General features: G+C 33.3%; 12 protein-coding genes, 1 tRNA gene and 1 pseudogene. 2 read left to right on the top strand and 12 right to left on the bottom strand.

The genetic code is table 11. The annotated features are described in order from the left end of the window. Positions 1–80: 80 nt before the first annotated feature. Positions 81–1,643 (top strand): glutamate--cysteine ligase, encoded by a 1,563-nt coding sequence (gshA, locus tag ST1E_RS00315; RefSeq protein WP_015389270.1) that lies wholly within the window; start codon positions 81–83, stop codon positions 1,641–1,643. Positions 1,644–1,663: 20 nt separating this feature from the next. Here the strand turns inward: gshA and ST1E_RS00310 are convergent. Further along, a tRNA-Arg gene (locus ST1E_RS00310) sits at positions 1,664–1,738 on the bottom strand. A 74-nt stretch (positions 1,739–1,812) separates the two neighbouring features. Between ST1E_RS00310 and ST1E_RS00305 the strand changes: the two genes are divergently transcribed. After that, the gene (locus ST1E_RS00305) at positions 1,813–2,673 is read left to right on the top strand and encodes an NAD(P)H-hydrate dehydratase (protein WP_015389269.1); all 861 of its coding nucleotides are present in this window, start codon (positions 1,813–1,815) and stop codon (positions 2,671–2,673) included. Between the two features lie 23 nt (positions 2,674–2,696). Here ST1E_RS00305 and priA read toward each other — a convergent pair whose 3' ends face one another. The 11 genes and pseudogenes from priA to ST1E_RS03970 all read right to left on the bottom strand — a co-directional run bounded on the left by priA (position 2,697) and on the right by ST1E_RS03970 (position 13,292). Further along, positions 2,697–4,799 (bottom strand): replication restart helicase PriA, encoded by a 2,103-nt coding sequence (gene priA, locus ST1E_RS00300; protein ID WP_015389268.1) that lies wholly within the window; start codon positions 4,797–4,799, stop codon positions 2,697–2,699. A 281-nt stretch (positions 4,800–5,080) separates the two neighbouring features. Continuing rightward, positions 5,081–6,145: a uroporphyrinogen decarboxylase gene (hemE, locus tag ST1E_RS00295; RefSeq protein ID WP_015389267.1), complete on the bottom strand. Its 1,065-nt coding sequence runs from the start codon at positions 6,143–6,145 to the stop codon at positions 5,081–5,083. 46 nt (positions 6,146–6,191) lie between these two features. After that, positions 6,192–6,617, bottom strand: a complete 426-nt coding sequence (locus ST1E_RS00290) for a F0F1 ATP synthase subunit epsilon (protein WP_015389266.1) — start codon at positions 6,615–6,617, stop codon at positions 6,192–6,194. 6 nt (positions 6,618–6,623) lie between these two features. Further along, complete coding sequence (atpD, locus tag ST1E_RS00285; RefSeq protein ID WP_015389265.1) at positions 6,624–8,027, bottom strand: F0F1 ATP synthase subunit beta; 1,404 nt, start codon at positions 8,025–8,027, stop codon at positions 6,624–6,626. A gap of 41 nt (positions 8,028–8,068) precedes the next feature. Then, positions 8,069–8,980, bottom strand: coding sequence for a F0F1 ATP synthase subunit gamma (atpG, locus tag ST1E_RS00280; protein ID WP_015389264.1), 912 nt, complete (start codon positions 8,978–8,980; stop codon positions 8,069–8,071). Between the two features lie 35 nt (positions 8,981–9,015). Next, a complete protein-coding gene (gene atpA / locus ST1E_RS00275) occupies positions 9,016–10,557 on the bottom strand; it encodes a F0F1 ATP synthase subunit alpha (RefSeq protein WP_015389263.1) in 1,542 nt (513 codons plus the stop codon). A gap of 24 nt (positions 10,558–10,581) precedes the next feature. Next, a complete protein-coding gene (locus ST1E_RS00270; RefSeq protein WP_235043589.1) occupies positions 10,582–11,127 on the bottom strand; it encodes a F0F1 ATP synthase subunit delta in 546 nt (181 codons plus the stop codon). Positions 11,128–11,144: 17 nt separating this feature from the next. Next, positions 11,145–11,614 (bottom strand): annotated as a pseudogene (locus tag ST1E_RS00265) (F0F1 ATP synthase subunit B). Positions 11,615–11,692: 78 nt separating this feature from the next. Then, positions 11,693–11,935 (bottom strand): F0F1 ATP synthase subunit C, encoded by a 243-nt coding sequence (atpE, locus tag ST1E_RS00260; RefSeq protein WP_015389260.1) that lies wholly within the window; start codon positions 11,933–11,935, stop codon positions 11,693–11,695. 65 nt (positions 11,936–12,000) lie between these two features. Next, the gene (gene atpB / locus ST1E_RS00255) at positions 12,001–12,882 is read right to left on the bottom strand and encodes a F0F1 ATP synthase subunit A (protein WP_015389259.1); all 882 of its coding nucleotides are present in this window, start codon (positions 12,880–12,882) and stop codon (positions 12,001–12,003) included. A gap of 206 nt (positions 12,883–13,088) precedes the next feature. Beyond that, positions 13,089–13,292 carry an ATP synthase subunit I gene (locus tag ST1E_RS03970; RefSeq protein WP_041185946.1) on the bottom strand — a complete coding sequence of 68 codons (204 nt, stop codon included), beginning with the start codon at positions 13,290–13,292 and terminating at the stop codon, positions 13,089–13,091. Positions 13,293–13,398: the final 106 nt, after the last annotated feature.

Genomic DNA, 13,398 nt, shown 5'->3' with positions numbered 1-13,398 from the left:
TCTTTTGAAGCATAACAAACTTAACTTATCAATATAAATGAACTCACAATAATGAAAAATTTAAATACGCATAATACACTATGACTAATATAAATTTACTTAAAGACATTAGAGATTTATCCTCAAAAATTTTACGAGGAATAGAGAGGGAGTCATTAAGAGTAAACTATTCAGGAGATTTATCAAATCTAACTCACCCATATGCACTAGGCTCTGCCTTGACAAATAAAAATATAACAATGGATTACTCAGAAGCTTTATTAGAACTTATCACAGGAACTAATAATTCTGTTGAGTCTTTGATGGAAGAGCTACTTAGTATACATAATTTCGTTTATAGTTCGTTAGATAATGAAATGTTGTGGCACAATTCAATACCAGAACTATCCTCAAAAAAAGATAATGATATACCAATAGCATGGTTCGGAAAGTCTAATGCCGGCATGTATAAGCATGTATATAGAAAAGGCCTAGCAAGGCGTTATGGAAGGAAAATGCAGTGCATAGCAGGGCTTCATTATAATTTTTCATTAAATGAAGAAATAATAGAAAACTTAGGCTACAAGGCTAAAGATCAAGAAAATCTAAAAAATCAATCTTATTTCAAACTAATGCGTAATTTTATAAGGCACTCATGGTTAATAGTATATTTATTCGGATCAACACCTGCTATATCTCGCGATTTAATAGGAAGCAATGTCAATATAAAGGATCTTGAAGAAATAGATAAAAACACTTTTTACATGCCTTACGCAACAAGCCTAAGAGTAAGCAAATTTGGTTACTATAGCAAAGTTCAATCTACATTAGATATATCTTACAATAGCTTAGAAGAATTTCTTGTAGGGCTATATGAAGCTATCAGAAAACCTTGGCCTGATTATCAAAATATTGGTACTCGCTATAAAGATGAATGGATCCAATTAAATACTAATATCCTTCAGATTGAAAATGAATACTATTCCATGATAAGACCCAAATGCTTAATTGATAATAACGATAGATTAATAAATAGTTTAAAAAACAAAGGGGTTCAATATATCGAGGTAAGATGTCTAGATATCGACTTAGATTCTGCAATAGGAATAAGTGCTGAAACTTGTAGATTCTTAGATGCTTTTCTATTATTTTGCGCAACTGAAGATAGTCCTGTATTTATTAATAATGAGTATAAGGAGCATTATGAGAATTTTTCTAATGTTGCATGTAGAGGAAGGGAACCAAAATTATTAATTAAAAAAGCTGGTTCACAAGTTCCATTAAAACAATGGGCTACTGAAATAATAACCAAGGTAAGTGATATTGCTTCTCTACTAGATAAAGGAACACATAAAAACTTATACTGTGATTCCGTACTAAATCAACTTAGAAAAATAAATGATCAAGATCTTACGCCATCAGCAATGATTATTAAAAATCTAAGAGACAGAAAAATATCTTTGGCAGAATACTCATTAGAAATAAGCAAAAATTATGCATCTCTCTTAAAGAGCGAAAGAAATCTAAATTATTATAAATATAAGGAAAATGCTATTAAATCTCATGAGGAGTGTCAAGAATTAGATGAAAAAAATGAAATAAATTTCGATGAGTATATCAAATTTTTACAAGATGAACTTAATGAACACTTTAATACTCATTAATATTAAAAATTTAAAAAATCTGGCGCATCCGGCAGGAATTGAACCTGTATCATGAGCTTCGGAAACTCATATTCTATCCATTGAACTACGGATGCAATGTAGTAAGATACTACAAATAACCTTTATTTGTCTAAATATAATTTCATGCTCTTAAAAAATTATAATAAATATGATAGTTGATATTAATTTTGAGAATTTATCAGAATTATTCCAAAAAAGAAACCTAGATAGCAATAAGGGAGATTATGGAACAGTAGGGATTATTGGAGGTAGTAATGGCATGTTAGGATCTATATTACTTGCAGGACGGGCAGCTTTAAAACTTGGTGTAGGCAAAGTATTGATTGGTTTTGCCTACAATGAATCACCAATTTCAGTTGATTTTATGCAGCCAGAACTAATGATAAATACTGCTACCTACTGGCTAAAATCTCAAATTAAAGTTAATACATGGGTCATAGGATGTGGTCTAGGACAATCAATTTTTTCACAAAAATTAATTAATGAAATACTTATATTGAAAAGAAAGTCAACAATTGTATTGGACGCTGATGCATTAAATATTTTAGCTTCTAAAAATTTTTCTAAATCAAAATTGAATTGCGCAAATAATACAGTAGTACTAACACCACACCCAGCAGAAGCGGCTAGATTATTAGGTTGTTCGACACAAGAAATACAAAATAACAGACTAGATGCTGTCAGACTATTATCCAAAAATTTTAAAGCTTGGATCGTACTAAAAGGCAAAAATACTCTGGTATGCTCTCCTGATGATAAAACTATATTTCGCAATACAACCGGCAATCCAGGTCTTGCGTCTTCAGGAACAGGTGATGTTCTGGCAGGAATGATAGGTAGTCTGATATCACAGAAATTATGTTTGAAACAAGCCATATTAGGAGCTGTCTGGTTACACGGAAAAGCATCAGATGAATTATCATTAGAAAATATAGGGCCTATAGGATTAACTGCAAATGAAATAGCAGACTGCGCTAGAAAAATAAGAAATAAAATAACCTATAATTAATCATATTCACAATTCACATAAAATCAAATCTCTAGTGGATCAACTTCTATATACCACCTTATTTTCTTTTTATTAATTACTAAACCATTAACATGCTTCAACCATATTTTAAGGAAAGTTATTAATAATAATCTATGTTTGCTCTCTACTAATATTTGAGCACGCTCAACATCTGCAATACGCACTATTCTGGATGGGACAGGATCATAACAGGTTATAGCAGAAACATGGTCAAACTCAAGAGAAACTTTTTCTTTTATTATTTTTTTAGATCTGTGCAAAAAATCCATCACTGTACTTAGATTTTCTGACTCGGCACTCAATAATGCTTGATATGAATAAGGCGGAAGATTTGCTGTTGATCTTAGGTTGAGTGAGTATCTAGCAAAATCTTCATAATTTTGATCTATAACAAATTTATAAATCATATGATCAGGGAAAGAGGTTTGTATAAGAACTTCTCCTCCGTTTAAATGACGCCCGGCTCGTCCTGAAACTTGCATTAGCTGAGAAAATAAATGTTCTGGGGCACGGAAATCTTGACAAAAAATCATAGCATCAGAATCAATAACTCCTACTAAACTGACTCTTAGAAAATCATGTCCTTTTGCAAGCATCTGCGTACCAATCAATATGTCAACAGAACCATTATTCACATCATTTAATAAAGAAGCTGTACTACCTTTACGTCTAGTGCTATCAGCATCTATTCTGACAATGTTAGCATTAGGGAATAATCCTACTAAAGCTTCCTCTACTCTTTGAGTACCACTACCTATAGGTCTTAAATCCTGATCACCACACTCGGGACAAGATAATGGAACTATCATACAATAACCACAATGATGACAATGTAGCTTACCTTCCTTATTAACTGCGTCACTATGTAAAACAGTAAAAGCGGTACATCTAGTACACTTGCTAATCCAATAACATGAAAAACAACAAAATACTGGTGAGTATCCTCTTCTATTGATAAAAACCAAAGATTGTTCTTTCTTGTTTAAACGATCTTCTATGGCGTTTATTAACGGAACTGTTAAACCATTCTTAGGACGATATTTCTTAGTATTTATTAATTTTATATTAGGAGCACTGAATTCTCTTGCTTTTTTTCTTAAATAAATACGCAAATAATGGCCTATTTCTGCATTATTCCATGTTTCTAAAGAAGGAGTAGCAGATCCTAATATTATTGGAACGTTTAAATAACGAGCTCTCCAGACACCTAAATCCCTAGCTGAATACCTCAATCCATTTTGTTGTTTATAAGATGTATCATGCTCTTCATCTATAACTATTAAACCGATATTAGGAAATGGAGTAAATATAGACATTCTTGTACCTAATAGAACCCTAGCTTTTGAGTTTTGTGCTCTGGACCAAACATCTAATTTAGATTTCATAGTCAGTTTGCTATGCATTACTACTATTTCATCATCATTTACAATATCAGCAAGACTATTTCTTACAGCTTTTTCTAGTTGTGGAGTTAAATTTATCTCCGGTATTAAGAATAATATTTGCTTACTGGAATTATGCAATATATTACGAGCTACTCTAAGATAAACCTCTGTCTTACCACTTCCTGTGATTCCATACAACAAAACAGACTTAAACTCTTTTAATAAACTTATTATATTTACAGCTCTCTCTTGATCTTCATTTAATATCGATTCACGTTTATCAACGAAGGATGAGGGCACTATTGATATGCAATCATTTGACTTGTCTGACTTAATAACTGAACTAGCAGATGTACGTTTTTTACCCCTATATGAAGAAACACTACGCAATGGCGCTGGTATTACAGAGAAAACAACTTCTCCAAAAGGCCTTTGATAATAATCAGCAGTAAATTCAAGCAAATTTAACCAATCTGGGGAAAACGGTGGTAAATCATCTAAAACTTCTATAATTTCTCTAACAAGAGATACATCTATAGAAGGCCTCTCTAAAACATTAATTACTATTCCTATTAACGTCCTTTTACCAAAAGGAACAACTACTCTAGAACCAATAACAACACTATTAATACTTTTATAGTCAAAAGTAGAAAACAATGGCAAATTTAATGCTACAGACAGCCAATTATAAGAAATTGATAATTTATTCTGAACAGGCATTTAATATATTATTTGTTATCAGATTATTGAATAAAAGAAAATAGATTTAAACATAAAAATTCCCTAGATACACGTCTATGTTTGTGGATAACTCTGTGGAGAGGCCACATATATCTAGGGAAATAATCATAAAAAACATATAAGATTTAGCAAAAGAATATCAACTGATTTATTTATTGAAATTCAAATAATAACCATGTCTTAAGATTAAAAAATAATAATACCCAAACATATGCACAGTTGATATTTTGTGAATAAATACATCAAATATATAATCTAATCTATACGTGGAACAATCTGCTGTAAGAATGAACTTCTTCGATCAACTCTGCTACAGCATCTGGATCTGTACTTGGAGTTAATCCATGACCAATATTAAAAACATGACCACCATTACCAACAAAGCCGAATGATTCTATAATATTCCTAGCTTCTGCTCTTAATAGACTATGGTCGCCCAATAATGCTAATGGGTCTAAATTACCCTGTAAGGCAACAGCATCAGAAGTAATATGCCTTGCTTCTGACATGTCAATAGTCCAATCCAAACCTATGGCGTCACAACCACTTTTCACTATATCTTTCAACCATAGAGAACCTCCTTTAGTAAAACTAACTATCGGAATTCTTCTATCACCAACCGTTCTATTCAGACTATCAAATATTTTTTTATTGTAAGCCAAAGAAAAATCTTTAAAAGCAGTACCAGTTAGAATGCCTCCCCAAGTATCAAACAACATTACAGCATCTACACCAGAAGCAATTTGGGAATTTAGATACTGAATAATAGACTCAGTATTAATTTCTAATACTTTATGCAACAAATCAGGTCTTGAATATAACATCTTTTTTATATTACTAAAATCCTTGGATGATTGACCCTCAATCATATAGCAAGCTAAAGTCCATGGACTACCAGAAAATCCTATGAGAGGAACTTGTTGTTTTAGTTCATTTTTTACTAAATTTATAGTATCAAAAACATAGCTCAAAGAGTTCATGTCAGGAACAGACAAAAGTCTTTTTACATCATCCTCTGTTCTTATTTTACGAGAAAAGCTAGGCCCCAATCCATCAGTAAAACTTAAACCAAGACCCATAGCGTTTGGAATAGTAAGAATATCTGAAAATAATATAACAGCATCAAGATTATATCTTCTTAACGGCTGAAGAGTAACTTCGCATGCATAATCTGGATTCGTTAATAGACTCATAAAAGATCCAGCAAGTTCTCTTATTTTTCTATACTCTGGTAGATATCTGCCGGCCTGTCTCATTAGCCAAATTGGAGTATATTCAACATGTTCACGTAATAAAGAGCGCAATAGTATGTCATTTTTCAACATAAGGGAATACCACCTTTTATAAATCAATATGTATCTAATAGTAAGGTCAGTATATTCTAGCCTTACCGAACTTACGAACTGTTTTTGCCTGTACTGCAAGCATATTCAATTCCATCTCGACACTCGCTATATCAGCTCTGTCTTTATTATTTCTCAAAACTTCCTCAGCTTTTTTACGAGCTTCTATAATTTTTTCCTCATCTAACTCCATGGCCATAACAGCTGTGTCTGCTAAGACAGTTACCTCTTTCGGCTGAACTTCTAATATACCTCCAGCAACAAAAATACTATGCTCTGTATCATCTGGACAAATTATTTTTAGCATGCCAGTACGAATAAGCGATATTAAGGGAACATGACCAGGCAATACACCTATATCTCCAAATTCAGCTGGCAGTAGAACAAACTTAGCCTCACCTGAGAATAATAACTCTGATATGCTAACAACATTAACATTGATAGTATTATTCATGAAAAATCATCCATTTAATAACTTGTCAGATTTTTCAAATGCTTCATCTATAGAACCAACCATATAAAAGGCCTGCTCCGGAAGACTATCACATTCGCCATTAACTATCATACTAAAACCACGGATAGTTTCTGATAGGGGAACATATTTACCTGGAGAACCTGTGAAAACTTCAGCAACATGAAATGGTTGAGATAAAAATCGTTGTATTTTTCTTGCTCTTGAAACAGCTACTCTATCTTCTTGAGACAATTCATCCATACCTAAGATTGCTATTATATCTCGTAAATCCTTATATCTTTGTAATGTCTGTTGGACCTGTCTAGCAACTCTATAATGCTCATCACCTACAATTTGTGGGTCAAGTTGACGGCTGGTAGAATCTAATGGATCTACAGCAGGATAAATACCTAGAGCTGCAATATCTCTAGATAAGACGACTGTTGAGTCTAAATGCTGAAAAGTTGTAGCTGGAGATGGATCAGTGAGATCATCAGCCGGAACATAAACAGCCTGTATAGAAGTAATAGATCCTGTCTTTGTAGAAGTAATTCGTTCTTGTAGCTTCCCCATTTCTTCGGCCAATGTAGGTTGATAACCTACGGCTGAAGGCATTCTTCCTAATAAGGCTGAAACTTCAGTGCCTGCTAATGTATACCGATATATATTATCTATAAAAAAGAGTACATCTCTACCATCATCACGGAATTTCTCTGCTATAGTCAACCCTGTAAGAGCAACTCTCAGTCTATTGCCAGGTGGCTCATTCATCTGTCCAAATACCATAGAAACCTTATCTAAAACTTTTGATTCAGCCATTTCATGATAAAAATCATTGCCTTCTCTGGTACGTTCACCTACACCTGCAAATACAGATAAACCACTATGTTGTTTAGCAATATTGTTAATAAGTTCCATCATATTAACAGTCTTTCCAACGCCAGCCCCACCAAATAATCCAACCTTCCCTCCTTTCGCAAAAGGGCATACCAAATCTATTACCTTAATACCAGTTTCTAAAAGCTCTACAGATGGAGACAAATCTTCAAATAACGGAGCATTCTGGTGAATAGATCTTATTTCATCATGAACAATTGGACCTGCTTCATCAATAGGTCTGCCTAATACATTCATAATTCTACCTAAAGTACCATCCCCGACTGGCACAGAAATGGGGCTATTTGTTCTACTAATCTTCATTCCACGACTTAGCCCATCGCTAGAACCCAAGGAAATAGCACGTACTATACCATCACCTAGCTGTTGTTGAACCTCTAACGTCAATTTTTTTTCCATAAAAGAATTATTATCTATGACATTAAGCGCTTCGTATATACCTGGTATATTATTTTTTGGAAACTGAATATCTACTACTGCCCCAACACATTGAACGATGATTCCATTGTTCATTATAATTCCTTACTATAAGAATATTTATATTTAAACATACTTTAAACAGCCGATGCTCCGCTAACAATTTCAGAGATTTCTTTAGTAATAGCAGTTTGGCGATTCTTGTTATAAACCATCTGCAAATCATCAATAACTCTTTTTGCATTATCAGAGGCTGCTTTCATTGCTACCATTCTTGCAGACTGTTCTGAAGCCATATTTTCAACTACAGCCTGATATAACAAACAATCTACATAACGATCTAGAAGATTATCTATTACTGTTCTAGAGTCTGGCTCGTAAATATAATCCCAATTGTAAACTTTTGTGTCAGCTTTTGTATCAGTAATATGAGTTTTATTATCATTCTCATAATAGGGGTCTTCCAAGTTTTCTGATAGTGGCAAAAGCCTCGAAAATACGGGTTCTTGCTTCATTGTATTAACAAATCTGGTAGACGCAATATATAAGGAATCTATCTTCCCATCCATATAAGACTTTAACTGCACATCCATAACAGGCGACAATTTACCAATATCAGGAACATCACCAAGCTGAGTCTCTTGTGATAATAAATTACTACCTATGCGAGTAAGCAAATTAAGTCCTTTTTGACCGAAAGCAGATGTATATACCTCTATATTATCCTTACTAAATTCTTTAATTTTAGACAACACTAACCTACTTATGTTAGTGTTCATCCCTCCGCATAAACCCTTATCTGTAGAAACTAGAATTATTCCAACAGAAGAAACTTTTCTTTCATTCAAATAAGGATGAGAATACTCAGGATTTCCTTGCATGAGATGAACGGCCATCCTGCGCATATTACTAGCATATGGACGGAATATCTTCATTCTATCTTGGGCCTTTCTCATTTTAGAAGCGGCAACCATTTCCATGGCTCTAGTAATTTTGCGAGTGCTCTGCACACTTTTAATTTTACTACGAATTTCTTTAATCCCAGGCATTGATATTTCCTAATCAAAAATGCTAATAAGATCAATTAAAAAGTATTATGTTTTTTGAAATCTTGAATAGCAAAAGACAATTCTTCTTCATTTTTTTGACATAGATCTTTACTATTTTCAATTCTATCAACAAGCGTTGAATAGCTTTTTTTTAAAAAATCCTTTATAAACTTCTCGAACAAATTAATGTCCTGAACATTAACATCATCCATAAAACCTCTATTTAACGAGAACAATAATACTGCCTGCTCCCATACCTTTAACGGATGATATTGTGGCTGCTTAAGTAATTCAACTACTCTTTTGCCTCTATCTAACTGGCGACGTGTTGCCTCATCTAGGTCGGAAGAAAACTGAGAAAAAGCTGCTAATTCTCTATATTGAGCCAAATCTGTTCTAATCCCACCAGATAATTTTTTAATAATCTTTGTTTGAGCAGCCCCACCTACCCTAGATACAGATATACCAGCATTAATAGCTGGTCTGACACCAGCATTAAACAAATCAGTTTCTAAAAATATCTGTCCATCAGTGATTGAAATAACATTTGTCGGGACGAATGCTGAAACATCACCAGCCTGAGTTTCAATTATAGGTAAAGCAGTTAAAGAACCAGTCTTATTTTTAACTTTACCCTTGGTAAATTTTTCAACGTAGTTCTCACTAACTCTTGCGGCCCTTTCAAGCAAGCGAGAATGTAGATAAAACACATCTCCTGGATATGCTTCTCTACCAGGAGGACGTTTCAATAATAATGATATTTGTCTATATGCCCATGCTTGTTTAGTAAGATCATCATAAACTATAAGCGCATCTTCACCTCTATCCCTAAAGTATTCTCCCATAGTACAACCAGAATAAGGAGCTATGTACTGCATAGCAGCAGAATCAGAAGCAGTCGCTGCTACTATTATGGTATATTCCAAAGCACCATGTTCTTCTAATTTCCTAACAACATTATTAATCGAAGCTGCCTTTTGGCCAATAGCAACATAAATACACGTAACGCCACTATTTTTTTGATTAATAATTGTGTCAATAGCAACACTAGTCTTTCCTGTCTGTCTATCTCCAATAATAAGCTCACGCTGGCCTCTACCTATAGGGACCATAGAATCTATTGATTTGATACCTGTCTGCAAAGGTTGGGAAACTGTATATCTATCTATAACACCAGGAGCAACTTTCTCTATAATATCAGTAGATTCATATTTTATAGAACCTCTACCATCTATGGGCTCACCAAGTGCATTAACAACACGTCCGCGCAATCCGTATCCAACTGGGACTTCTAATATACGTCCAGTTGTTCTAACTATGTCTCCCTCAGAAACACCAGTATAATCTCCTAAAATAACAGCTCCTACAGAATCACGCTCAAGATTAAGAGCAAGACCTATAGAATTATTAGAGAATTCTAGCATTTCCCCTTGCATAACATCTGATAATCCGTATATACGAGCAATACCATCAGTAACGGAAACAACAACACCACTTGTACGAACATCAACTTCTGAATCCATACCCTCGATACGTTTTTTTATAAACTCGCTAATCTCTGAGGGATTTAGTTGCATATTAACTCCTGAAAATTTATTGTTTTACACAGTCGTCAAGATTTCTTGCATTTTATTCAAGCTATTTTTAACCGAAATATCAAATACCTTATCTTCAATAAAAATTTTGACTCCACCAATAAGTGACTCATCAATAAGAACCTTAGGTCTTAATTTTAAACCTATTCGGCTCTCTAATTTTGCGACTAGACTTTTAACCTGTTCTGTAGATAAAGAAAAAGCAGTAAAAATCTTAGCTATGCCAACACCTTCGTAATTATTTTTTAATTTTGAAAATTGTTCAGAAATACAAGGCAATATCATTAGATTATTACGCTCTATAAGCAATTCCAAAAGGTTAAAAAATATTCTAGGTGCTTCAGAACTTAACAAGCTTTTTAATACTTCTAGTTTTTCTTGCTTTCCTATAATAGGATGAGAGATAAATTGCTCCACATCCTTGTTAGATACAACCCTAGCAGCATCATCTAGAACCAAGGACCAAAAATCCAAAGATGATGTGCTCTTATCTTGGATCACAGAAAATAGTGCCTCAGCATACTTTCTAGATATTGTCAAAAACATTATCATAAAATCTATCCAAAAATTTATAACTCAGTCTTAAGATGATTCAATATATCTACATGTTCATTTAAATTAACTTCACGCCTAAGTATTTGCTCTGCCCCTTTTATTACTAGACTAGCAAGATCTTCTCTTAATACATCTCTGGCGTTACGAATAATAATCTCTGTATCTTGTCGAGCTTGGGCTATAATTTTTGACCTTTCTGTTTCTGCATCAAATCGAGCTTTGTTAATAATGTCAGAAACTTGTCTTTCTGCATTAGTTATAAGCTCATGAGCATCTTTCTTTGCATTCTCCGCTATTAATCTAACACGATCATTCACATTAGAAAGCTCAGCGATACTCTTCTCTGCAGCTGATAAACCGTCGGATATTTTTTTGCGACGCTCATCAATTACTTTTATAAGATTGGGCCAAACAAACACCATGGTTGCCCATCCCAAAATAAAAACACAATCATCTGGAAAAAAATCGTCGCATTTAAATTCACGGTTTAATATCTCCAATAACTTTACTTTTTAAAAAACGAACAAAACCAATAAAAATTTTGTAAATTTTTTCAAACATACTAAGCAATAAAAGGATTAGCAAAAGCAAATAACATAGCTATACCAACGCCTATTAAAAATGCAGCATCAATTAATCCAGCCAATAAAAACATTTTGGTCTGTAAAGCATTCATTAATTCAGGTTGACGAGCAGATGCTTCCAGATATTTTCCTCCCATAATAGCGATACCTATACAAGCTCCAATAGCACCCATACCTATTATAAAAGCACAAGAAATAGCAACAAGGGCAGCATTAGTCATAATAAACTCCTAAATTACAGAATAAATAAAAATAGAAAACTCAATAAAAACCACATGGAAAAAGTCTAATGACCTTCATGTGCTTGTCCAATATAAACAAGCGTTAACATCATAAAAATAAATGCCTGCAAAACTACTATCAAAATATGGAAAATAGCCCATATTGAACCGGCTAACAAATGAGCAAATCCTAATGTACAACTTAGGCTATTAAAACCAGTCCAGGACCCACCTAATAAAGCTATAAGCATGAAAATCAACTCACCAGCAAACATATTCCCAAATAATCTCATTCCTAAGGAAACAGTTTTAGCGAAATACTCTACCAGGTTTAACATTAAGTTAGCAGGAGCAATCAACAAATACAAGAGACCACTAGCATGAAACGGAGCAAAGAATAGATCTCTTAGGAATCCATTAGCATGTTTTATCTTTAACCCATAATACAATGTTAGCAATAAAACACCCAATGACATTCCAATAGGAATATTCAAATCAGCAGTGGGGAGTACTCGATGATAATAAAACAAGCTATCTTGATTATTGCCAATGCCTATAAATCTAAAAATACATGAAAAAAGATCAACTGGAAGAAAATCAAGGGCATTCATGAAAACAACCCAAATAAAAACAGTAAGCGCCAGTGGAGAGATGAATTTCCTGCTATCAGCATTATTAATAATAGAATTAGATTGCTCTTCAACCATATCTACAATCATTTCAACAAATGCTTGGAAACGACCAGGGACACCGCTGGTTGAACGCTTTGTTACTAACCATAATAAAAAAATAACAACGATTCCTGTAAATAATGACCAAAAAAGCGAATCATAATTTATTACATTGAATTGGACTATAGATTCTTGTTGCTTCCCAATACTATTCATATGCACTAAGTGATGCTGTATATAGGAAGACTGCGGTGACACTTCATAGGAAGAAACCATAACTAGGTCCTATTGCTCCGATTATAAAACAATATTTAACGAGTATTACATTCTACATAAATCTTTGAAAGAATAATAGTAACAAGTGACCTTTAAGAGAAAAAACAGACCAAGCAAATAAAAAAGCCAAAATATTCTCTCTGGATCTAGAAAAACAAAAAACCACAAAAGAAAAACAGATAAGATTATCTTAACAAAATTGCCTATCAAAAAAAATAAGACCTTAACCTATAGTCATCAGTGTTAGATAATAAATACAGAGATATTGCAAATATAAAGTTAGGAATTAAATATGCGGAGCAACCTAGAAAAAATGAAACTCCTATTCTCCATTCTGCTATGAAGCAAATAACTGAAAGGATAACTGATATAATCCATTGACATTTTATAACCCTAACAATAGAAGACATACTGCACTCTCCGTAAGCAAACATAATGGCAAATAATTAATAATAATTTAAAATATGGTAAACTCTTCCAAGGCTACATTATATCCTACAGCAAAGTCATAAAAAT

This window comes from Candidatus Kinetoplastibacterium galatii TCC219 (assembly GCF_000340905.1).
GTDB classification, from domain to species: Bacteria; Pseudomonadota; Gammaproteobacteria; order Burkholderiales; family Burkholderiaceae_B; genus Kinetoplastidibacterium; species Kinetoplastidibacterium galati.
Note: the sequence above shows the minus strand (reverse complement) of the source record. Positions and strands in the feature narration are given on the sequence as shown.